Source organism: Candidatus Angelobacter sp. (assembly GCA_035607015.1).
Taxonomy (GTDB): Bacteria; Verrucomicrobiota; Verrucomicrobiia; order Limisphaerales; family AV2; genus AV2.
Window position 1 is genome coordinate 1 of record DATNDF010000117.1, and the last position, 22,502, is coordinate 22,502.

Here is a 22,502-nt window from a genome sequence, read left to right on the forward strand (position 1 = left end):
ACGGAGGCAGTTCCGGCCCGCTCGTGGTCCCCGTCAGTAGATCCACGACGTAATGCGTGGCCTCGTTGTAGGAGAGAACGATCATGTCGCGCAGCGCGCGGCGCAGTTCGGCGGTGTCCTGAAGCTTGCCGTCTTCGAGCCACCGATGGACCGCAACGAGGTAAAACAATTTCACCACGCTGGCCGGATAAATTTGCGCATCGCCGCGATAGCTCGCCCGAACGGGATGTTGCGGGTCGCGCAAGTCCACGAGCGTGACGGCGAGCTGGTCGGGTTTGAGTTGCTTGTCGGCGAATCTGGCGAGCGTTTGTTGAACGGCGGTGTCAACCAGCGCCTGGAGTCGGGGGGCACGCGAATCATTCGTGGAGGCATTCTGGTCTTGAGCCAGGGCGCGCGATGGCATCGTTATGGCAAGTAGACAAACGAGCATGGCGCTGAAGCGAAGGGTGTAGTTCATGCGGCCTTCATCTAACCACGAAAGGCCGCCCTTGAACAACGCGCTCCCTCGCGCCGATCATTCCCATCAGACGGTGCGCAAGAACCGCATTACCGTGTCGCCGTGCCTGAGCATTTTGATTTCCTTCCAAACATCCGGAAGGTCGAGCGTGTCACGCTTCGTATGGCCGAGGACAAAGAGACCCGCCGGTGCTACCAGAGAGGGGAGGTGAACATCGTCGAGCAACTGTTGAGCGAATGAAGTGGAACGCCGGCCGACGTTTTTTTCGCCGTAAGGCGGGTCGGCAAAAACCAGATCGAAAGTATGCCCGGCAGAAGCGAGTTGCGCGGAGGCGACAAAGGCGTCCTGCACGCGGATTTCCAGCCGGGCCACGAGCCGGGCCGCAGCAAAATTCTTCCGCAGAAATTCCGCGTGCCGGTCCGTCTTTTCCACGCAGACGGCGGATATGGCGCCACGGCTGAGGCATTCGAGACTGAGTGCGCCAGTGCCGGCGAACAGCTCCAGTACCCGCGCACCGTCCACGCAGCTGCCGAGACTGTTGAAAATCGCCTGGCGCACGAGGTCCGGCGTGGGCCGCACGGCGTGCCCACTGGGGACTTTGAGCAAACAACCGCCCGCCGTTCCGCCGATGATGCGCATGGTCGGATGATGAAATCAGCACAACGGAGAATCGGGAAGAATATTTGCGCGGCCCCGAAACCCGGACCGGGCAGGATTGGCGGACACGGCTCCAGCTTCGTATTGGTCAACTACGGAACCCAGATGGCGCGGTAGAAACGCTGCTGCGAGTTTGCCGCCTGCGAATCGGTAAAATTGAACGTGGGGCCCGTCAGCGTATTGGTTGTCATGGGCGACCAAGCCGTCAAATCGGTTGACATCTGAATCGCATAGGTTGCGCCGGGTTCGCCCCGGAGTTGCAATGCGAACTCGCCGTCGGGCTGCATCGAGACCGGCACCAGGCGCGGGGCGCCGGGTTGCAAAGAGATTACCGTGACCGAATAGGGCGGGAAGTTGAAGGTGAAGTTTGTGCCCACGGCAGTGAAATTCGATTGTGCGATGTCGGTCGAACCGATGCCCGCACGCGCCGCCTCGTCTTGTGGAATGCCATACGAATACACGAGGGCGTTGGTGGCTGGCGAATAACCGGTCAGCGAAAGGCTGGAATTGAGCGCAGCCGACGAGCTCTTGTTGATGACGAGCAGTGAAAGCGTCCCCGTGGTCCGTTTCGTAGCATAGGCGGTCAGCAGCGTATAATCCGTTGAAGCCTTGACGATCCTGTCGCCCGCGCGCGTGAACAGTTTCAGCAGTTTGCTGACAAAGAATGTCGGATAGCGGTCAACCGTGCCGTTGACGAAGCCGTAGTCGCCGTATTGCCGCCACCCGTAGAGCAACGGGGAGTTGTTGTTGCCGGGGTCCTGGCCGTTGCGCAGGTCCCACCAGACCAGTGAATTGAACTCCGTTTGCAGAATCTGACCGAAGCTGTCGGCGCGGAACAGGCCGTTGACGAGGCTCGTGGTTTGCTTGCCGGGGCTGGACGACACGGAATTGTTCTCGGTACAGATGAGTTCGACGTTGGTTGCCGCGCCGCCAAGGTAGTCGGCCAACTGCTGCCGCAAATCGGCCGCATCACTGGTCCAGGTTCGCGACGATTGCAGCAAGGCGGCATCACTCTCGCTGCCCGGGTTTTGCGCGTATTTGTGGTAGATGACAAAGTCTGGGGTCACGCCCAGGCTTTTCAACGTCGTCAACATTACGGGGGTCCAGCCATTGTGCTCCGCGCCGGTGCGCGGGTTTGTCGCGGCGTGGTTCGTGTAACCGTTTGAGTAATTGTCTTCGCCGGTGACAGCGACGACACCCACATGGATCGTCGGGTCTGCGGCTTTCATTTGCGTAATGTAATCCTTTGCCCGGCTGGCGTAGGTGAACGGATCGTGTGGGAATGAATTGGAATCCGTTTCCCAGGTGCCATAGTTTTCATTACCGATTTCCCAGAGCTTGAATTGGTATTTCTTCGCGCTGTTCGCGTATCGGACCCAATTTGTCGCTTCCTGCGGCGTGCCGGTGCCGTAGTTGACGGTGATGAACACCTGCGCGCCGGTGTTCGTCGCGATGTGGGCGAACCTGTCGAACGACGTCGCCCACATCCCGGTGTTTGTGCCTGTGGTGTTCGATTGCCAGTGATACTCGTCCGACAATGAGCCGCCAGGGAACCGCAACGCCTGATTTCCCATCTCCGTCAACCACGACGCAGTTGTCGGTGTGTCAAACGACGAGTCCCACACAGCCGCGTTGACGGCGAACAGGCGCGAGTCAACCACACGGACCGTTTGCGTTGAATTGACGTTGAGATGAACCACCACGGGCGGCGGGATGGCTGTCAGCTTGATATCATCCACGTAAAAGGCGGGTTGCGCGCCGTTGACCGTGCTCTGAATCCAGAAACCGTCCATGTTCGGCTTGTTGGCGACGCCCAGGGAGGAGAGGGAAATGGTCGTGAATCGCCACGCGTTGGCCGGGAGTAACGGAAGGTTAACGGCGGTCCCGGCCTGGCCGTTCAGCAAAGCCTGCACTTTCAAAGACTGACCGCCGGTTGGACCGCCGTGAATCCAGAACGTCAGATTGGTGTACAGGCCGGTGTCGAAGGCGTCGTGGTGCAGATAGAGCGCTGAATAGTTCGCGGTCGCCACACTGACGGAATCACTGCCGGTGTGGACGGTCGAAGTGTTCGTGTAATTGAGCGTGGCCCAGCCGTAACTTTGCCAGCCGTTTTCAAGAGCGTCGTCGTAAACGATCAGGTCCTCCTGTGCCAGGACGGCGCCCGCTACGCATGCCAGCAGGAGCCCTGGGCAGGCGCGGGCGATGGCACCTGTAAAGTTCGTTGGATACATACCGTTCAACGTGCAGAAGTCTCTCTGCAAGGTTGTTGAGCGAGCAGTTTGTCAGCCAGTGAACAAACGGAACCTCTCCAGGACGTGGAGTTTCCATTTGCAACTGCGCCAAATTCAGCTATTTGTTTTCCATAAATTCACCGGCTTGTAACTTGCTTTAAGTCCCATCAATGAAATCGTCGTACCGTTTCCCCTTGTGGCTGTTCTTCACCTTGTCGCTTTTGGTCTCCACAAAAGGACAAGTAATCATATCCGAATTCATGGCTGACAACAAGTCCACTCTCGCCGACGAGAACGGACAGTTCCCCGACTGGGTCGAGATTTACAATACCAGCACGAACACCACAAATTTGAACGGATGGTCCCTGACCGACGATCCCACGCATCAGGCACGCTGGTTTTTCCCGGCGACTAATCTGACCGCCAAGGGCTTCATGGTGGTGTTTGCGGACGGCACGAATCGCGTGGTGTTGGGCCAGCCTCTGCACGCGGATTTCAGCCTGAAGGCGAGCGGCGAATATCTGGCGCTGTTGAAGCCCGACGGCACGCCAGCGTCCGAATTCGCACCGACGTTTCCCGAGCAATTTCCTGACATTTCCTACGGCGTCGCACAGAACGTGACGACCAACGCTCTGGCCGTTTCCGGTGCGGCGGCGAAGGTTCTAGTCCCGGCCAACAGCACGCTGGGTTCGACCTGGACGCAGGCCGGATTCAACGATTCCAGTTGGATCAGTGGCACGACCGGAGTTGGCTACGAAACGGCAGTAGCAGGTTTTGCAGTTTACAACTACGTTGCCAACATTGGCGTGTGTGATCTGCCCACGGCTGAAAGCGTGATCGCAACCCCGGCCCAGCAAAGCGCTGTGTTTGCGGAAAACGCGGCGGAGGTCAATTATCTGAACACGGGCAGCTCGGCTAATTACGGGAACGACCGCACGTTTCCCGGCCTTACCATCAATGCAGATCAGGACAATTTCGTGATTGAAGCGACCGCAACAATTACGATTCCCGCGCCGGGCAACTGGACGTTTGGTGTCAACAGTGACGATGGGTTCAGTCTGACCATCGGCAGCTTCAGCATGTCGTTCCCGAGTCCACGCGGTCCCGGCGACACGCTGCAAACGTTCAATTTTCCGGCCGCAGGCGATTACCAGCTTCGCCTTGTCTTCTACGAATGTGGCGGTGGCTCGGAGGTGGAATTGTATGCCGCGCAAGGAACTTTCGCCGCGTGGGACGCGACGAATTTCCGGCTGGTCGGCGATGCCGCGGGCGGTGGCCTTGCCGTAAGGGCGCCAGTGGTGTCAGGCGGAGGAGGAGCGACAAGCTACCGTCCGTTCATCAAGACAGACCTGCAATCTCAGATGAGCGGCGTAAACGCCACAGCCTACATTCGCGTGCCGTTCGGTGTGGCGAACCCTGCCTCGCTGCAATCTCTCACCTTGCGGATGATGTATGACGACGGGTTTGTCGCCTACCTGAACGGACAGGAGGTCGCGCGCCGCAATGCGCCGGCCACGCCGCAGTGGAATTCGACGGCGACCGCATCTCATCCGAACTTTCAAGCGCTGGTCTTTGAAGACATCAACATCTCCGACCATTTGAACGCGTTACTGAGCGGGAGCAACGTGCTCGCCATTCAGGGCTTGAACCAAAGCAGCGGTGACACCGATTTCCTGATCGTGCCGGAGCTGGTGGAATACCAGGTGGCCAACACAACCACGAATTATTTCGCAACGCCGACGCCCGGTGGACCCAATGGCGCCGGCTTCATCGCGTTTGTGTCGGATACTAAATTCAGCGTGGATCGCGGCTTTTTCACGACGCCGTTCAGCCTTTCGATCACGACGGCAACGGCGAATGCCACGATCAAATACACGACCGACGGCTCGACCCCGTCGCTGGCCAATGGTTCCACTTACACCAGTCCAATAACCATCAATGGCACCACGGTCATTCGTGCGGCAGCGTTCAAAAACGGTTTCCAACAGTCAGATGTGGATACCGAGACCTACATTTTCCCGAACGACGTGATTCTTCAGTCGCCGAACGGCGCGCCGCCGGCGGGATGGCCGGCAAGTTGGGGCGCGAATGTGGTGGATTACGGGATGGACCCGAACGTGGTGAACGATCCGGCCTACAGTGGTGAGATTGCCAACGACCTGAAATCGATCCCGTCCTATTCCATTGTGACTGATTTGGGGAACCTGTTTGATCCCACGACCGGGATATACGCAAACGCGAGCCAGGACGGCATCGCGTGGGAACGGCCCGCTTCGATTGAGCTGATTTATCCCGATGGCACGAAAGGCTTCCAAATCGACGCGGGCCTCCGCATTCGCGGCGGATACAGCCGGAGCACGGGAAATCCCAAGCACGCGTTCCGTTTTTTCTTCCGCCAGCAATACGGCACGGCGAAGCTGAACTATCCGGCGTTTGCGAGCCAGGGAGGCGCCACCATGTTCGATGCTTTTGATCTTCGTACGTTCGAGAACTACTCGTGGAGCTTTGAAGGGGATTACCGGTTCATCGGTTTGCGCGACCAATTCTCGCGCGACACCCAACTGGCCCAGGGCCATCAAGGCGAACGCGGGAATTACTATCATCTTTATATCAACGGCCAGTATTGGGGCCTTTACAACACGGCCGAACGGCCCGAGGCCTCTTACGGCGCCACTTATTTCGGCGGCAACAAGGAGGATTACGACGTGATCAAGGTGGACACCAGCGCCGGCTACACGATTTTCGCCACGGATGGTAACATGGATGCCTGGACGCGCCTGTGGCAAGCGGCAACCAACGGCTTCGCCAGTGACATCGACTATTTCAAGATCCAAGGATTGAACGTGGATGGCACACCCAATCCGGCCTACGAAAACCTGCTGGATGTGGACAATCTCATTGACTACATGCTGGTGATCTTCTTCACCGGAAATCTCGACGCGCCGATTTCCGAATTCATTGGCGATACGAATCCGAACAACATGTACGGGATGCGTAATCGCACGGGCCTTTACGGCGGCTTTCGCTTCTTCGCTCATGACTCCGAACACACGCTCCTGCACGAGTCTCCCTTCGGGTCGGACGAAATTCACAGGGACCGCACGGGGCCTTTCGCGGCCGGTGATCCAGTGCAACAAGGCGCCGCGGGCGCGCTGGCCCGGAGCAACCCGCAATACTTTTTCACGCGGCTGGCGGCCAACGCTGAGTTCCGTTTGCGTGTGGCCGATCACGTGCAGAAGCAGTTTTTCAACAGCGGCGTGCTGACGACGGAAGGCTGCCGCGCGCGATTCGTCACCCGGAGCAACGAAATGTACGCCGCGATTGCCGATGAATCGGCGCGTTGGGGAGACTCCAAACGCGAGCCTCCGCGGACGCGCGACGTGGACTGGGTGACCGAGATGAGTCGCGTTTATGGCGACTATTTCGCACAGCGCCCGGGAATTGTGCTCGGCCAGCTCAGCGCGAAGGGCTGGTTTCCGGCCGTTGCGGCGCCGTCCTTCAATCAATTGGGCGGCAACGTTCCCTCTGGCTTTGCGGTAAACATGAGTGCGCCAGCGGGAACCATTTATTATACGCGCGATGGCTCCGACCCGCGTCTGCGGGGCGGCGCTCAGTCGGCGAGCGCGCAGATTTACATGAGCGGGCGGCCGATCGTGCTGACCCAAAGCGCCCAGATCAAGGCGCGGGTTCTGAGCAGCGGCGGCGTGTGGAGCGCACTGACGGACGCCACATTCTACATCATTCAGAATTATACCAATCTGCTCATCACCGAGATCATGTATCACCCGCCGGGCGCGACGAACATCGACAGCGATTCGTTCGAGTTCATCGAGTTGAAGAACGCTGCCGGCGCCAATCTCGAACTGAGCGGCGTGCATTTCACGAACGGCATTGATTATACTTTCCCGGTCGGCATGTTTGTCGCCCCCGGTCAGTTCGTGGTGCTGGTCAGTAATCCGACTGCGTTCACGAACAGATATCCCAGCGTGCGCGTGGATGGCGTTTACACCAACAACCTTTCCAACAGCGGCGAAACCGTGGCGCTGGTCCACGCGGCCGGTACTCCCATTTTTTCCGTGAGTTACGACACGCGGCCGCCTTGGCCCGCGTCGGCGGACGGCACCGGCTTTTCTCTGGTCCCGGTGAATCCGAACCTGAATCCCGATCCAAATAATCCTGCGAACTGGCGCGCCAGCTCGGTCATCGGCGGCTCGCCCGGAGCTGACGATCCGGCGTTGAACATCGGTCAGGTCCTGATCACCGAGGCTTTGACGCACACCGATCTGCCGCAGCTTGACTCGGTCGAGTTTTACAACCCGAACCCGACCAACGTGAACATTGGCAATTGGTATCTGACCGATCAGCGAACTGTGCCGCAGAAGTTCCGCATTCCGGCCGGAGATCCGCGTGCCGTCGTCCCACCCGGCGGTTATGTGGTGTTCACGGAGAACGACTGGAACGCCAATCCCGCCTCGACCAACAGTTTTCGCCTCGATTCGCATGGCGAGGAGGTTTACCTCTTTTCCGGCGACGCCGCCGGAAATCTGACAGGCTACAGCGATGGATTCGCGTTTGGATCCGCTCAAAATGGAGTGTCATTCGGCCGCTACGTCAACAGCGTGGGCGACGTTCAATATCCGGCCCAGATCACGAACACTCTCGGCGGACCGAATGCAGGACCACGCGTGGGGCCGGTGGTGATCAACGAAATTCAGTATCATCCGGCGCTGGGTGCCGAGGAGTTCATCGAGCTGAAGAGCATCACCAACGGGCCGGTGAAGCTTTACGACCCCAATTTTCCGACCAATACGTGGAAGTTAAACGGCATCGGCTTCGATTTCCCGACGAATGCCGAGATCCCGGCGAACGGATTGCTCCTGATCGTTGGCAGCGACCCCGTCGCCTTCCGAAGCAAATACAGCGTTCCAGCCGCGGTGCCGATCTTCGGGCCGTTTCCCGGAGCGTTGCAGGACGGCGGTGAGACGTTGTCACTGCAACGGCCCGATCAACCCGATCTGGACACGAACACCGGGGCGATTTTCATTCCTTACATTGACGTGGACGTGGTGCGTTACGACAACGCGGCGCCGTGGCCGACCAATGCGGATGGATTCGGCGCTTCACTGGAGCGCTTGAACGCGTCGGCGTACGGCAATGACCCAATCAACTGGCGGGCCAGTCCCGGCGCACCATCACCCGGTCTCGACAACACCGGCAATCGGTTGCCGGTTGTGAACGCCGGGCCGGACCAGAACCTCACGGCGACCAGTTTCCCGCTCGCCGCCGCCCTCAGCGGCAACGCAACTGATGACGGCCAGCCGAACCCCCCTGGCGCTCTGACGACGCTTTGGAGCCAAGTCGGCGGGCCCGGAACCGTCTGGTTCAGCAACGCGAACCAGACGAACACAACCGTCAATTTCCCGGGCGTGGGCGTTTACGTGCTGCGCCTGACCGCCAACGACGGCGCGCTGCCCGCCAGCGACGACGTGACGGTGACGATCTCGCGTTCCCCGTCGCCCGCAACCTTCATCGCGAAGGGTTCCACCTGGAAATACCTCGACAACGGATCCGATCAGGGAACGGCCTGGAGTTCGCGCACGTTCAACGACGCTGGCTGGCAATCAGGCCCCGCGCCTTTGGGATACGGTGACGCAAACGGGGTGCAGTTTCCTGCAACAACGAACAGTTTCGGGCCGGATCCGAATAATAAATACATCACCACTTATTTCCGGCGCGCATTTACGGTATCGAGCCCCGCGTCTGTGAGCGGCTTGAGTGTGAGTATTCAGCGCGATGATGGAGCGGTGGTTTACCTCAACGGGGTCGAAGTCTTCCGCAGCAATATGCCGGCGGGCGCTGTCGATTACCTGACGCCAGCCGTGATCGCGGTCGGCGGCACGGACGAAACCACCTTTTATTCTCAGCCGGTCGATCCGTCCTTGTTGGTGAGCGGCGCGAATGTGCTGGCCGTGGAAATTCATCAGGCCAACGGCACGAGCAGCGACATCATATTCGATCTCGAATTGACCGGTGCCGCGTTTCCACCGAACCAGGGGCCAACCGCGAACGCGGGTGCCGACCAGACTCTCACCTTCCCCACGAATGCGACGTTGAACGGTGTCGTGAGCGACGACGGTCTGCCCATTCCCCCGGGACTTCTTTCCTTCGGATGGTCGAAACTGAGCGGCCCTGGAACGGTGACGTTCGGCAACGCCGGCTCGTTGAGTACCACCGCGGCCTTTTCAACAAACGGAACATACGTACTTAGGCTGACGGCGGGCGACGGCGCGCTGTCCACCAGCGATGACTTGACCGTAACCGTCAACCCACAGACGCAGCCGCCGCTGCGGATTGACTCGGTCGATTTGACCGGCGGGCCGGCGTCACCGGTGCTGCACATTCATTTCACGGCCACGGCGGGTCTGACTTACACGGTGCAATATCTTGATTCGCTCGGCGCCAGCGGATGGACAAAGCTGACGGACGTCGCCGCGCAGGGAACGACGCAATCCGTCGAGGTCACGGATTCTGGAGTGTCGAACTCCGCGACGCGATTCTATCGTATTGTGACGCCGCAGCAGCCGTAGCCGTCCGCCGCGAAGTGGTACCCCCACCAGGAATTGAACCTGGATCAACGGTTTAGGAAACCGCTGCTCTATCCATTTGAGCTATGGGGGCGGTCAATTGACGCGCAAGTATAAGGAAAAACTCGAAGGCAGGCAAACTTCCGATGGTTCGCATCGGCGCCTGCCGTCGAGACTCACCAACCAGACTGCTCATCCCCGGCCGTCAGAACAAACTGTTGACGGCGATGCCGAGCACGCTTAACGGGCCCTGGTCTTCGAGACCTTCGGTGGCCTTGTCCAGCTTTTGCAGGGAAAGCTTCGCGTTTTTGTAAAGACTCTCGTCGTTTACGATTTTTCCGACCGTGCCCTGTCCCTGGTTGATCTTCTGAAAGATTTCCCGAAGATTCGTCATCGCCGTGGTGGTTTCCTTGTAAAGCGTGTCGTCTTTGGCGAGTTTGCCGAGAGTACCCTTGCCTTCGTTGATTTCGGCAACAACGGTCTGCGCTTGCGCGATCGCGCGTTTGATGTCGTCCGCTGTGTTGTTGAGATTGGTCACTGCGGCCAGGGCCGACGTGTAAAGAGTATCTTCGTTGATCAGCCTGCCGACGGTGCCTTTGCCTTCGGCAATCTGGGCGGAAATGGTTTTCATGTTGCTGAGGATGGCGGTCAGTCGGGGACTGTTCTCTTTGAGAAAGTCGGTGAACGGTCCGAGCAGATTCTGTATGCTGTCGCCGGAAAGGCTCTTGGTAAGGTTTTCCACGCCGGTCGCCACGTTTTCAAGTTTGGCCATCAACGCGTTGAGGTCGGGTTGTTCAGCGCTTTCGATGATCGAGTCGTTCTCCACCTTGAGGGCTTTGGCCGAACCGAAGCTGATGGAGACAAAATTCTGGCCCATCAGGCCGGCGAACTTGATCATCGCCTTGCTGTCGGTCCGCACATTGTCCGGTTTGTTCAACTTCATGACTACGTCCACCTTGGTCTCTTTCAGGTCGATTTTCTCGACCCGGCCGATCTGCACACCGGCCATTTTCACGGGATCGCCTTCCTTGAGTTCCTGCACGGTGTTGAATTGCGCGTGGATGCGGACGCCACGCCGGAAGAAATCAAAGCTGCCGAGCATTTCCATTATCAGAAACGCGGCGATCAATGCGAGGGCGAAAAAAATCCCCAATCGGGTCTCAAGCGTGTTTTTCATGCGGATGTCCTTTCCTGGTTTTGTTTGAAGTCTGCGGTCAAGAATTTTTGGATCTGCGGGTGCGGATTGCGCTTCACTTCTTCGGGTTTTCCGACTGTCAGGATTTGTCCGTCCATCATCAGGGCAATCCGGTCGGCGATGCCGAACGCGAGGTCGCGGTCATGCGTGACGACGAACGAGGTGACGTGAATGCGCCGGTTCAGTTTCAGGATTTCATCACCAATGGTCACAGCCATCAAGGGATCAAGCTCGCTGGTCGGCTCGTCATAGAGCATCAACTGCGGTTCGATGACCAGCGCGCGCGCGATGGCGACGCGCTTTTTCATGCCCCCGGAGAGTTCGCCAGGAAACCGGTTCTCCTGGCCCTTCAGCCCGACGATATCGAGCTTTTCCATGACTACGCGCTCGATTTCGTCCTCCGGCTTGAGTCGATGTTCCGACAGGTAAAGGCCGACGTTCTCGCCCACGGACAGTGAATTCAGCAGCGCGCCCGATTGAAACACCATTGCCATCCGATATTTGTCCATCACGCCCGGCGATTGTATCGACTCGCCTTCGATCAGGATTTCGCCTTCGTCCGGCGTTTCGAGGCCGATGACATGTTTGAGGAGAACGCTTTTGCCGCTGCCGCTCGGCCCCATCACGACGAAAATCTCGCCCCGATCCGTTTCAAAATTCAGCCCTTTGAGCACCGGCTGGCCGTCGAAACTCCGGCGCAATCCGCGGACCGTGACCCGCACGCCCTGCTGAGTGGAAGTGGCGGAATTCATTTGTCGAAATACATCAGGAAGCGCGTCACGAAATAGTCAAGGATCAGGATGAATACGATGGAATTGACAACAGCCTTGGTGACGGAACGTCCGATGCCTCGCGGGCCGCCGATGGTTTGCAAACCCTGATGGCAGGAGACGACACCAATGACGACAGCGAAAATGAAACTCTTAAACAGTCCGTTCAACACTTTGCCCAGGTCCACGAGGTCACGCAGGTTGCTGAAGTAAGCCTGGAAACTGATGCCGATTTGATTGTTGTAAACCGCCACAAGCGCGCCTCCCATCCATCCGACCATGATCGAAAAAATCACCAGAATGGGCAGGGCGCAACTGATCGCGACCAGCCGCGGGAGCACAAGATAGTGGACCGGGTTGATGTTCATGGTGCGAAGCGCGTCGATTTCCTGATAAACGCGCATCGAACCGATTTCCGCGGCCATCGCCGAACCAATGCGGCCGGCGATGAGGATGGCCATCATGACTGGCGCCAGTTCCTTGCAGATCGCGTTGCCCACGATACCGCCGATATAACCGGAAAGGCCCCGCTCGGCGAGCAGGGGTCCCGTCTGCAAGGCAATGACGCCGCCGATGAAGAGCGACAGGATGCACGCCATCAGCAGGCTGGCGTTGCCGATTTCGAAAAGCTGGTCGTAGATTTTCTGACGATGACGCCAGACCAGTGGAAGCGCCTGTGCTGTGCGCCAGAAGAGGAACGCCATTTCACCAATGTTCTGGAACATAACTCAAGATCCGGCCCGGCCCGGCGACGGTTGTTTGGTCTGGACCACCGGAACATAAAGCATCCGCAACCGTTTGCCTTCCGGCCCGGATTGATACTGAAAAAGCCCGAACAAGAGCGAGCACTTTCTGGTTGTGGGTGTGGTCTCGCTACGATAGAGGTTCCAAAGAAAGGACTGACTGTGCTCGCCCGTCTTCGAGTTGCTTTCGGAACGCCAGACCGACCAGAGTGGTGAGTAATTCCGCTCGATGCTTTTGTTGTTCGGCACCAGAGGTTCCAGCGGCGCCAGCAATTGCAAGCGTTCATTGCCGTTGTGGTCGCGCTTCGCAGTGAACAGGGGCCAGAGGTCTGTCCGCCTCAGGGCGGTGCCGGTTTCCTCGTTTTTTTCCGTCAAATCCGAATACAGAAAAAAAAGGATCCGAGTTCGCTCCCGGTCCAGCGGCGGTGCGTGCGCGCGGTTGTATTTGTAAAGCGGCCAAAGAAAAAAATCGCTTTCCAGAATCGGGGTCTTCGCGCGGCTGAACAAAGGCCAGATTCGGTCGGCGTTCTTGCCTTCACCACGAGAGAAAACAATCAACGGCCAGGGGGCGCCCAGTTCGCGATACTTCTTCGACCGGTCGTCAGTGACCGTAAGACCGAGGGGCCAAAGAACCGTCGTGGAATCCCTCTGAGGCGAACGCAGGTAACTGTAAAGTGGCAGCAGTGCCTGGTGGTGTTCGGGATTTTCCGTTCCTATGCCGGTCTGTTGGTTGAAGTATACCGGCCAGAGCGCAAAAAACTTTTTGTGCCCGCCGACCGTTTCGAGTCCGCCGTCACGATTAGTGCGGGTGGTGATGTCTCTGTGCTCGTAGCCGAGCAACGGCCAGAACTGCCAGCCCGTTAGCGAGTCGCCACGACGAAGGTGGAAGAACGGATACAGGTAGTTGTCGGTGACGACATCCTTTTTGCGCGACCGGCCGTACAACGGGAACATGGCAAATCGGATTTCATCGCGGAAAAGACGGTTCTTCAGGCGACCATAAAAAGGAACCACCGCTGTGTAATTGAGGTCGGGATCAGGAGAGCGCTGTTGGAAATAGAGCGGGAACACCGTAAAACGTTTCTGGCCGTTCTCTTGCTGATCCTGTCCTCCGGAAAAACTGAATACTTGAAGAATTTGAAACCGGTATTCCCCTCCAAACCGGTCATACGTCAGCAGTGGATAAGCAAGATCAAATTCCTCCGCGTCCGCGCCGGAATCCAGCGTGTGCGAAACGAGAGGATGGAAGGCCCACTGCGCTTTCTCTTCGCCCTGCTCGCGACCGAACAACGGGCCCATCGCTTCGATTCGCCGACCGGGTGCGAGAGTCAACTGAAACTCGTGGATGAATGGGCCGTTCTCCCATTCCGCCGCGCGCGAAAGGGCCGAACCCAGCAGACCCGCGCCAAAGCCGACGGCTATCAAATATATTGCGCGCGACATGTGTTCAGTTCAGCGAATGGCAAAACCCGCTATTCAAAGGCCAGCATCCCGCCATTGTTTCCCTCCGACCCAGCCCCAGAAACCTGTCCGCTCGGGTTGTTCTTTGGCGATAACGATACCGCTCCATGGTTATTGGGTGGAACAGGCGGTTTTTGGGCTGTTTTAATTAACGTTTGACTTTCAATCATTGCCTATTTAGGTTTCATTCACACTTGAGGTTTTTACCTCGGTTCCTCCCGACCCAGTGTCGATTGTGCATTGTCGTCACTGGGTTTTTTCTTGTCCAAAGACCATCCGCGGTGGCTCAGGAGGTTGAGAGTCGCTGGCAGAAACATCAGTGCTGCGAGCATGCATGTGGTCGTGCCGACCGCCATCACGCATCCCAGACTCGAGATGCCCTGGTGTTTCGCCAGTATGAGGCTGCCAAAGCCCACAATCGTGGTGAGCGCCGATATGAACACGGCCTTGCCGGTGCTCTTAGCGAGGATGCTTGGCTTTCGTTCTTCAGCGTAGCGGTTCAAAATGTGAATGCCGCTGGTCACGCCTATCCCGATAACCAGTGGCAGGGTCATGATGTTGGCCGGATTGAACGGAACATTGAACCAGCCCATGAATCCCACCATCCAGATGGTGCCCACGGCGACCGGCAACAACGACAAAATCACGCAGCTCAACGATCGGAAATGAATGAACACCAGAATCGCGATTGCCGCCAGCGAGTACCACGCGGCCTGTACGTAACTGTTTTTCAATAACGTGGTGTATTCGAAAAGCTGGACGGGCGTGCCCGTAACGTCCGGGTCTATTTTCCGCAACTCACGGACGAATTCCTCCTGCTTGTCGCGCTGCCACACATCTTCCTTTGGATAAACTTGCAGTAAAAACAGGTCACCCGATTTGCTCACAAACCGGTGCCGCAACGCGGGAGGCAGATCCTCGGCGCGCAGAGGCCCGCTGTTGTCCTGATTCTTGAGCGCGTCGAATGTTTCCCGGATATCATTGAACAGCGCCTGCTGGAATGAGGCGAGTTTTTTTGCCGCTTGCGGCGGGTCGTCAAGCATGCGCTGGCGCAATTGTTCGATCGCCTCGCGCAGCGACTTAAGATTGCCGGATAATTCCTGATCGCCAGACTTGCCGCCCTTGCTGTTCTCCTGTTCGATTTCACCCAGGGCAAGCCCGATATACCCGTGTAAAATCCAGAGCGTCCGGCTTAGCTCCGGAACGTTGACCGGATCGTCATCCAGCTCGGCAAATCGGATCGGAGCAAGTTCTTTTTTAACCTGCCCGACAAGCTCCAGTTTTTGCGCCTGGTTTTCGCTCAGATAACGGGCCATCGAATCCACGCTTCCGACGGCGGGCAGATCGGTCAGCCGCGTCTCCAACTCCAATGCCTCCGTGAGCGATTTGGCGATGACCGCGCAGTAAAGCACCGATTTATCGGCGGAATCGATCAGCTTCTGCTCGAACACGACGGCGGGCAGCCCCTTGCTTTGCATGTGCAGCAGGTTGTAATCGAAGTATACGCGGTGAAATTTCACCAGCGACAGCACGCACAACGCGACCGTGATTCCCGCAACCAACAGCGGGCGTTCGAGCCATAGCTTTTCGAGGCGAGCGCGTTTTTCGATTTCCCGGGAAAATGTGTGATCAAGCACGTTTTGACGCCCGCGCAACAGCAACACCGGCAGCAGCGTCATCATGGGAACAAGGCAGATCAACAACCCGCCGCCGCTGATGATTCCCATTTCCTGAATACCCTTGAAATCCGTGAACCACATCGCCAGAAAAGCGCCCGCCGTCGTGAAGCAACCCGTGAAAATTCCCTGACCGGTATAAACGATCGCCTTTTCCAGCGCCTGCCGCTCGGTTTTTCCCTGACGCAGTTCCTCCTCATAGCGCGTGACCAGATGCACGCCGAAATCGATCGCGATGCCGATTAACATGGGCAGAAACGTGATCGTGAGAATGTTCAGATGTCCAATCACCAATGTCGCGAATGCCATCGTGTAAGCCAGCCCGGCGATCAGGCAAATGGTTGCCTTGATGGGTCTTCCCGATTCGCTGTAACCGTAAATGAAGATCACCGCAACGAGCACCAGTGACACGATCGTGGCCACTGTGGTGTCGTGCTGCGACTGCGCCATTTCGTCGTATTCCAGGACCGGTTCGCCGGTGATGCCGACGTTGATTCCCGGCACCTCGGTTTTGGTTTGTGCCACGAGTTCGCGCAACCGCTCCACCGCTCTGTCGTTCACGGCATCGTTTTTCGCGCGGGCCGTCACGATATAAATGCGCCCCTCCGCAAACGTGACGTAGATTTGCTGCTCCGCCTCCTTGCCGGCGTTGAACAAGGCCGTCAGACCGGGCGAGGGCGGCGTTCCGGGACGCTGCAAACTGTCCGCAGCCTGCGAGATGATGCGCTCCATCGCCGGCAGTGCCTTGACCAGCGATTCGTTCTCCGCGTTCTCTTCGCGCTTGGCGGTGCGGAATTGCTGGTTCACCAGCCGAAACAGGGAATTGAGGTTGGTCGCCTGGACGAACTGCTGGATGAACGGCCGGTAATCACGCAGGGTTTGCAGCAACTCCTTCAAATCCTTTTCCGGAAAAAACAGCAACGCTTTCTTTCCCAGCATCGTGACGTCGTTGTTGTAGATGACGTCGGTGAACAGATTCGTTTCCTGGCCCAGCCGATCGCCAAGCCGCTCCACGAACTGGCGGTTCTTCTCCATGTCCTCGCTTTCGACCACCGCCACCAGTTCGTCCTGCGCAAGAAACTCCTTTTTGTAGTGAAGATAATTCTTGTGGTACTGTTTTTCGGCGCCCACCAGATCGTCGCGGCTCGTGTCAAACTCCAGCTTCGCCACCGTGTAAACGATCGAAACGACGAACAGGATGAGCTGCGGATAGAAAAACAGCCGCGGATAATGATAAACGGCGTTCGACAGCCAGCGTAGCACGCGGACGGCAATCGAATCAGTCGTCGAATTCATGGCGGATTCAGGCGGTGAATGGTCTCATCAGCGAGGGGCGTTCAAAAACTCCGCGTTTGAATGCACTTCCTTCACGTCGTCATGTTCCTCCAGCGCGTCAATCAACCGGTTGACCGCAGCGCCATCGGCTTCGTTCACCGGGACGGTCGAGATTGGCGACCAGGTCACTTCCGCCGCGGCGCATTTGACGCCTTTCGATTCGATCTGCCCGTGGACCGCCTCGAAGCTCGCGGTACCCGTGATGATTTCGTACCCCTCTGGTTCAGTTTTGAAATCCTCGGCACCCGCGTCCAGCGCCAGTTCCATCAACCGGTCTTCGTCAGCCGCCTCGCGCGATACGATGATTTCTCCCTTGCGATGAAACAGGCGTGTGACCGATCCAGCGGTGGCGATGCTGCCGCCGTTCTTCGTCAGCAAGCTCCGGATCTCCGCAGCCGTCCGGTTTCGGTTGTCGGTGCTCAACTCCACCAGCAAGGCGACGCCGTGCGGGCCGTAGATTTCATAGGCGAGGTCTTCGAAATTTGCCGTATCACCGCCGCCGGCGCCCTTCTTGATGGCGCGGTCAATGTTGTCCGAAGGCATGTTCGCCGTGCGGCACTTCAGCAGCGCCATGCGCAGGCGTGGATTCATGTCGGGATCGCCGCCGCCCAGCTTGGCCGCCACGGTGATTTCGCGCGACAGCTTCGCGAAGATACGCGCCCGCTTCGCGTCAATCGCGCCCTTGAAATGTTTGACCTTCGCCCACTTGCTGTGGCCCGCCATACCTCAAAAAAACTCGCTCAAGTCGCGCCCGCGGTTTCAACAAACACTGCCGTGCCGTAGCACAACACTTCCGTAATGCCTGCGGCGATTTCCGTGGCGTCGTAGCGCACGCCGACGACCGCGTTCGCGCCGAGTTCGCCTGCGTGAGCGAGCATTTGACGGAACGCGTCATCACGCGCCCGTTCGCACAGCGTGGTGTAGAGCGAGATGTTGCCGCCGAACAAACTCTGGATGCTCGCGCCGATGTTGCCGACGATGGACCGCGAACGAACGACAATGCCGCGCACGACCCCGAATGACTTGGAGATGCGATAGCCGGGCAGATCGAACGCGGTCGTCGTCAACGGATGCGTCTGGCTCATAAATGGTGAACGGATTGAACACGAAAGAACCGACAAGAAGAAGTTCTATTTTCTCAGCGGTCGCTAATAGCAAAGGCTCTTCCTTTGAAAAGGCTTTTTCGCTGAACGTCGTACGTTTACGAACGTCACGCGATGGCGGCGCGTTGACTGTTCTGTCGCGCTGAGTTGATTAACTTAAACCCGCAAAAAATCGAATCGGTTTCTTGTTCCGACAATCTTTCAAGGCCGAATTGTCCAACGCAGAGGTCATTCATCGAGTAAAGCGCAGTTTGAGAAGATCGCAAAACTTTGCTGCACACGTCGCATACGTTTACACGTGCGGGAATCCGGTAAACCGCGGGAAGCCATCTGCTCAAATACCATTGGCCTTTAAGCTGGGTTACCCAAAAGCTATTTACAGTTGGAAGGTTGGGAATACCCGCGGAAATGACAAGTTGGTCCAGGTTTTGGAAGAACGTAAAAAACCCCCGCTGTTCAAGGTATTTAACCAATGCGTCGTACATGACTCTACTTAACCTGCACGGCGTCGGCGTCAATTGCACGCTGCTCCGATCACGCGAACAAATCCAGGATCGGCTTCCCTTCGCCGTCGCGGGTCACGTAGAACGGGCGCTTCTCGATTTCATACGAGAGTTTCGGCGGAATGCCCATGGCATGAAACAACGAGGCGTGCAGGTCTTCGATGACGACCCGTTTTTCAATGGTCTTGAAGGGCCGTTCGTCCGCCGTCAGACCGTGCAGGTAACCCTTCTTTATCCCGCCGCCGAAGAGCAGGACGCAGCCCGCGTCGGTGAAATGCCGGTGCATGCCATAGTTTTTTTCGTCGTCAATCACGTCGGGGACCGGGACCTGGTCTTTCACCTTCTTGTCCGGCTTGCCTTCGATGAGCGCGTCGCGGCTGAACTCGCTGGCGAGAACGATCAGCGTCCGGTCCAGCAAGCCGCGCTCTTCGAGATCGAGAACGAGCTGCGATACGGGCGAGTCAATGGACTTTTTCATGTTCACCATTTTCTCGTGGCCGTGCTCGTGCGTGTCCCAGTTGAGGAACGGAATGTATTCGGTGGTGACCTCGATGTAACGCGCGCCGACTTCGGCAAGCCGGCGGGCCAGCAGACAGCCCAGGCCAAAACGTCCGATGGTGGCCGCCTCGTAGCTTCCCGAGCGGTCAATCGCGGCGTCGAATCGTTTGCCCGGATCGTATTCCTGCCAGTATTTGCGGATGTGTTCCGCCGGCTCCTGGGTCAGATCAAACGCCTTCGCGGCCGGTGAGCTGAGCAGCCGGTGCGCGTTGTCGACCGAGCGGAGCAACGATTCCTTCTGGTAATCGCTGCCATAATCCCCCACCGGGCTTTGCGCGAGGAGCTTTCTGTAAAACTTGTCGCGGCTTTCAAACCTCGACGGGCTCATACCTGCCGGCGGGCGCACGGCATCGGCGGCCTGTTCGGGATACGGAATGTTGAAAGGACCGTGTTCGCTGCCCAGAAAACCGGCGGTTGTGAACGCCTTGAGTTCCTCGCCTTCACCGAGGTCGAAGCGCTGGCCGATGTTGATGAACGCCGGCACAGCGGGGTTCTTCGGACCCAACGTGCGGGCGATGATCGCGCCAAGATGCGGCGCGGCGACCGTCTGCGGCGGCGCGTAGCCGGTATGCCATTGATACTGGTGCCGCGAATGGAGAATGAAACCGAGGTCGCCCGCCGTGTAGCTGCGTATCAACGTGCCGCGGTCCATGACGCGAGCAATCTTTTCCAGACCGGCGGTAAACTTGATGTGGTCCACTGCCGTGTCGATCGTCGGGAATGTGCTGAACAATCCGGACGGCTTCATGCCGCGCTCGAACGGGGTGTAGCGCTTGGGATCGAAGGTCTCCGTCTGCGCCATGCCGCCGGCCAGCCAGAGCACAATCAGGGTATCCGCGCTCGGCTTGATCTTTTCTTCAGCTTCGGCCGCGAGCAGCGCACGCGGATAACCCGCGGCCAGCGCCGACAACGTCGCGGCGCTCGTCGTCTTCAAAAAATCTCGGCGGTTCCAGTTGGTTGTCATAGTCATCACCTCAATAGATCAGTTGAAACTCGGGCAACATCGTCATCGCCCAAAGCAAATCCTCCACGCCTTCCTTCTTCACGGGTGTCCCGACCATTTCTTCCGCAAGGCGCAATTCATCCTCCTTTGGTTTCCGTGACAGAGCGCGTTCGTAGATTGCGTTCACCAGCTCGCGGTTGGACTTCGGCCATTCCTGCACGACGTGTTGCGCCCCCCGCTCGAGCAGCCCGGCAAGCGCCGATCCATTTGTCATCTCCAGCGCCTCAAGCGTTGTCGCCGTCGAAGAACGGGTCGTCACGACCTGCTCGCGATTCGGCCGGCCCAGCGCGGTCATCAACGGATCGTTGTCCACCAGCGCGGCGCGCACTTGTCCGCGCAGGGCAGCGGCGGACATGACCGCTGCAAACCGGCTGCCCAAATGCCACGGCGCCATGTCCACGTTTCCCAACTCCGCGGCCGTCTTCCAGTCGCGTGCCGCGAACCCGGGTTTTTCCCAACCTTCAGCATGATCCGCGGACCACAGCCAGGTCTTGTCGGTGCTGAAATCCATGATTACCTCGCCCGCTTTGCCGGCGGTCGTCTGCTCGCCACGTATCCGCGCGTAAAGAATCAACCCTGCCGGATTGGACTGGTCGGCGGATTTGTTGTCGGGACCGCCGGGATCATTCACCGCCTGCACCGCAAATAGATTTGAGCCCCTGACCAGGTGTGAACGCAGGTCCACCAGCTTGAGTTTGTTATGGTCGTTGCCGGAGGCGGCTTCCCTGCCATTGATGAAAAGTTTGAAACTGTTGTCGCAGGTCACCACGGCCACGGCTTCTGTCGGCATTACCGGCAGGTTGATCTCCTTTCGCCAATAAAGCGTCGATGCTTCGGTTTTCTCCGCTGCCCGGGCGTCTTTCCAGATCCACTTCGGTTGAACGGACACCCGCCCCAACTGCGGATCGCCGTCGGCGAAATCAACCTGTGCCGCGGGCGCATCGAACCACACGCCGGTCACGGCTGCCAGCGCGTCGAGGAATTGTTCGCCCGAAAGCCGGCGCACCACCGGACCGCGAAAAACGAATTCTTTAGACGACAGTTCGGGGATCGGAACAGCCGGAAGTTGATAGGCCTGCGAAGTCAGGATCAGCTCAATCGTGTGCCTGAGGTTGTAGCCGTTCTCCGAGAGGTCGGAGGCGAGCCAGTCCAGCAGGTCCTGATTCCACGCCGGATTGTCCATTTCGTCGGTTGGCTCGATGAGGCCGCGCCCCATGAATTTCGCCCAGAGCCGGTTCACCATCGTGCGCGTCAGCCGGCCGTCCTTCTTCGACGTGATGATATCCGCGAGTTGTTTCAACCGCTCCGCCTTGGGCGCTTTCGGGTCGATGTCCCCCAGCTCCCGGTAAATGAATTTCGTTTTGGCGAACTGTCCGGTCGGCTTGTCGCAATGAACCATTTCCAGTGGCTTGTCGGAGAAGACGCCGGCCAGGCCATAGGAATCGGACAGCATCCAGTCGTTGATGAAGCTGTCATGGCAGGAGGCGCACTTGAGGTTCACCCCCATAAAGACCTGCGAGATGTTTTGCGCGGCCTGCATCTGCGGTGTCTGGCTGGCGTTCACAACGCCGCGCCAGACGATGCCTTTTACGAAGCCTTCCGATTCAGGGACGGGACTGATCAGTTCGCGCACGAATTCGTCGAACGGCATGTTCGTCGCCAGCGCGGAATAGAGCCAGCGGGTGATCTGGGTGCGTCCGCCGTCAATGTAACCGGTGCCACGATAATCGTTGCGCAACGCGTCGTTCCAGAACGTCAACCAATGCTCGGCATAGCGGCGATTGTCGGCCAGCAGGCGCCTGACCAATCGACCGCGTTTGTCCGGTTGTTTGTCCGCCAGAAACGCGTCCAGTTCCGACGGCGCCGGCAGGAGGCCGATGGCATCGAGATAAACGCGCCTCGCAAAAACACGGTCGCTCACCGGGTCCGATGGCTTGATCCCGTGCGCCGCAAAGTAGGGATGCAGGATGCGGTCTATGGGATTCGTGACACCGCGACGCGCGGCAGGCAATTCCGGTTTGCGCGGAACGAGATTCACAGGCGGCGGCTTCGCGAAACTGATTTTGGCGTCCCACGGCGCCCCTTGATCAATCCACGCGCGAAGCAGACCGATTTGCCCGGAGGTCAGTCGCTTGCCCTTTTGCGGCATGACGCTGTCCGGATCAAGGCCCGCCACGAGTTCGATCAAGTGGCTCTCGGCGCTCTTCCCCGGCACGATGGCCGGAC

General features: G+C 58.3%; 13 protein-coding genes and 1 tRNA gene. 1 reads left to right on the forward strand and 13 read right to left on the reverse strand.

What is annotated here, in order from left to right:
- The 3 genes from VN887_04900 to VN887_04910 all read right to left on the reverse strand — a co-directional run.
- On the reverse strand, positions 1 to 457 hold a 457-nt coding region (locus VN887_04900; protein HXT39341.1), incomplete at its 3' end, for a serine hydrolase.
- A gap of 66 nt (positions 458 to 523) precedes the next feature.
- Positions 524 to 1,096: an RsmD family RNA methyltransferase gene (locus VN887_04905; GenBank protein ID HXT39342.1), complete on the reverse strand. Its 573-nt coding sequence runs from the start codon at positions 1,094 to 1,096 to the stop codon at positions 524 to 526.
- Between the two features lie 110 nt (positions 1,097 to 1,206).
- Entirely contained in the window at positions 1,207 to 3,345 is a 2,139-nt protein-coding gene (locus VN887_04910) for an alpha-L-arabinofuranosidase (GenBank protein ID HXT39343.1), read from the reverse strand.
- Between the two features lie 170 nt (positions 3,346 to 3,515).
- On the opposite strand from VN887_04910, the gene VN887_04915 reads away from it, so the two are divergent.
- Positions 3,516 to 9,932 (forward strand): lamin tail domain-containing protein, encoded by a 6,417-nt coding sequence (locus VN887_04915; protein ID HXT39344.1) that lies wholly within the window; start codon positions 3,516 to 3,518, stop codon positions 9,930 to 9,932.
- Positions 9,933 to 9,947: 15 nt separating this feature from the next.
- Here the strand turns inward: VN887_04915 and VN887_04920 are convergent.
- The 10 genes from VN887_04920 to VN887_04965 form a co-directional block, all read right to left on the reverse strand.
- A tRNA-Arg gene (locus VN887_04920) sits at positions 9,948 to 10,023 on the reverse strand.
- Positions 10,024 to 10,134: 111 nt separating this feature from the next.
- Positions 10,135 to 11,106 carry an MlaD family protein gene (locus VN887_04925; GenBank protein HXT39345.1) on the reverse strand — a complete coding sequence of 324 codons (972 nt, stop codon included), beginning with the start codon at positions 11,104 to 11,106 and terminating at the stop codon, positions 10,135 to 10,137.
- A complete protein-coding gene (locus VN887_04930) occupies positions 11,103 to 11,876 on the reverse strand; it encodes an ATP-binding cassette domain-containing protein (GenBank protein ID HXT39346.1) in 774 nt (257 codons plus the stop codon). Before VN887_04930 ends, VN887_04925 begins: the two co-directional genes overlap by 4 nt.
- The gene (locus tag VN887_04935) at positions 11,873 to 12,619 is read right to left on the reverse strand and encodes an ABC transporter permease (protein ID HXT39347.1); all 747 of its coding nucleotides are present in this window, start codon (positions 12,617 to 12,619) and stop codon (positions 11,873 to 11,875) included. The genes VN887_04930 and VN887_04935 overlap by 4 nt, the downstream gene beginning before the upstream one ends.
- A 3-nt stretch (positions 12,620 to 12,622) precedes the next feature.
- Positions 12,623 to 14,080, reverse strand: coding sequence for a hypothetical protein (locus tag VN887_04940; GenBank protein HXT39348.1), 1,458 nt, complete (start codon positions 14,078 to 14,080; stop codon positions 12,623 to 12,625).
- 221 nt (positions 14,081 to 14,301) lie between these two features.
- Complete coding sequence (locus tag VN887_04945; protein ID HXT39349.1) at positions 14,302 to 17,070, reverse strand: MMPL family transporter; 2,769 nt, start codon at positions 17,068 to 17,070, stop codon at positions 14,302 to 14,304.
- A 27-nt stretch (positions 17,071 to 17,097) separates the two neighbouring features.
- Positions 17,098 to 17,832 (reverse strand): YebC/PmpR family DNA-binding transcriptional regulator, encoded by a 735-nt coding sequence (locus VN887_04950; protein HXT39350.1) that lies wholly within the window; start codon positions 17,830 to 17,832, stop codon positions 17,098 to 17,100.
- Positions 17,833 to 17,849: 17 nt separating this feature from the next.
- Complete coding sequence (locus VN887_04955; GenBank protein ID HXT39351.1) at positions 17,850 to 18,194, reverse strand: YbjQ family protein; 345 nt, start codon at positions 18,192 to 18,194, stop codon at positions 17,850 to 17,852.
- A gap of 552 nt (positions 18,195 to 18,746) precedes the next feature.
- A complete protein-coding gene (locus tag VN887_04960; GenBank protein ID HXT39352.1) occupies positions 18,747 to 20,237 on the reverse strand; it encodes a DUF1501 domain-containing protein in 1,491 nt (496 codons plus the stop codon).
- 10 nt (positions 20,238 to 20,247) lie between these two features.
- On the reverse strand, positions 20,248 to 22,502 hold a 2,255-nt coding region (locus tag VN887_04965), incomplete at its 5' end, for a DUF1549 domain-containing protein (GenBank protein ID HXT39353.1).

Excerpts from the sequence above, each read along its gene's own strand:
- VN887_04950 (HXT39350.1), bottom strand. The coding sequence starts at position 17,832 with ATGGCGGGCCACAGCAAGTGGGCGAAGGTCAAACATTTCAAGGGCGCG.
- VN887_04915 (HXT39344.1), top strand. The coding sequence starts at position 3,516 with ATGAAATCGTCGTACCGTTTCCCCTTGTGGCTGTTCTTCACCTTGTCG.
- VN887_04935 (HXT39347.1), bottom strand. The coding sequence starts at position 12,619 with ATGTTCCAGAACATTGGTGAAATGGCGTTCCTCTTCTGGCGCACAGCA.
- VN887_04940 (HXT39348.1), bottom strand. The coding sequence starts at position 14,080 with ATGTCGCGCGCAATATATTTGATAGCCGTCGGCTTTGGCGCGGGTCTG.
- VN887_04945 (HXT39349.1), bottom strand. The coding sequence starts at position 17,070 with ATGAATTCGACGACTGATTCGATTGCCGTCCGCGTGCTACGCTGGCTG.
- VN887_04905 (HXT39342.1), bottom strand. The coding sequence starts at position 1,096 with ATGCGCATCATCGGCGGAACGGCGGGCGGTTGTTTGCTCAAAGTCCCC.
- VN887_04930 (HXT39346.1), bottom strand. The coding sequence starts at position 11,876 with ATGAATTCCGCCACTTCCACTCAGCAGGGCGTGCGGGTCACGGTCCGC.
- VN887_04910 (HXT39343.1), bottom strand. The coding sequence starts at position 3,345 with ATGTATCCAACGAACTTTACAGGTGCCATCGCCCGCGCCTGCCCAGGG.
- VN887_04960 (HXT39352.1), bottom strand. The coding sequence starts at position 20,237 with ATGACAACCAACTGGAACCGCCGAGATTTTTTGAAGACGACGAGCGCC.
- VN887_04955 (HXT39351.1), bottom strand. The coding sequence starts at position 18,194 with ATGAGCCAGACGCATCCGTTGACGACGACCGCGTTCGATCTGCCCGGC.
- VN887_04925 (HXT39345.1), bottom strand. The coding sequence starts at position 11,106 with ATGAAAAACACGCTTGAGACCCGATTGGGGATTTTTTTCGCCCTCGCA.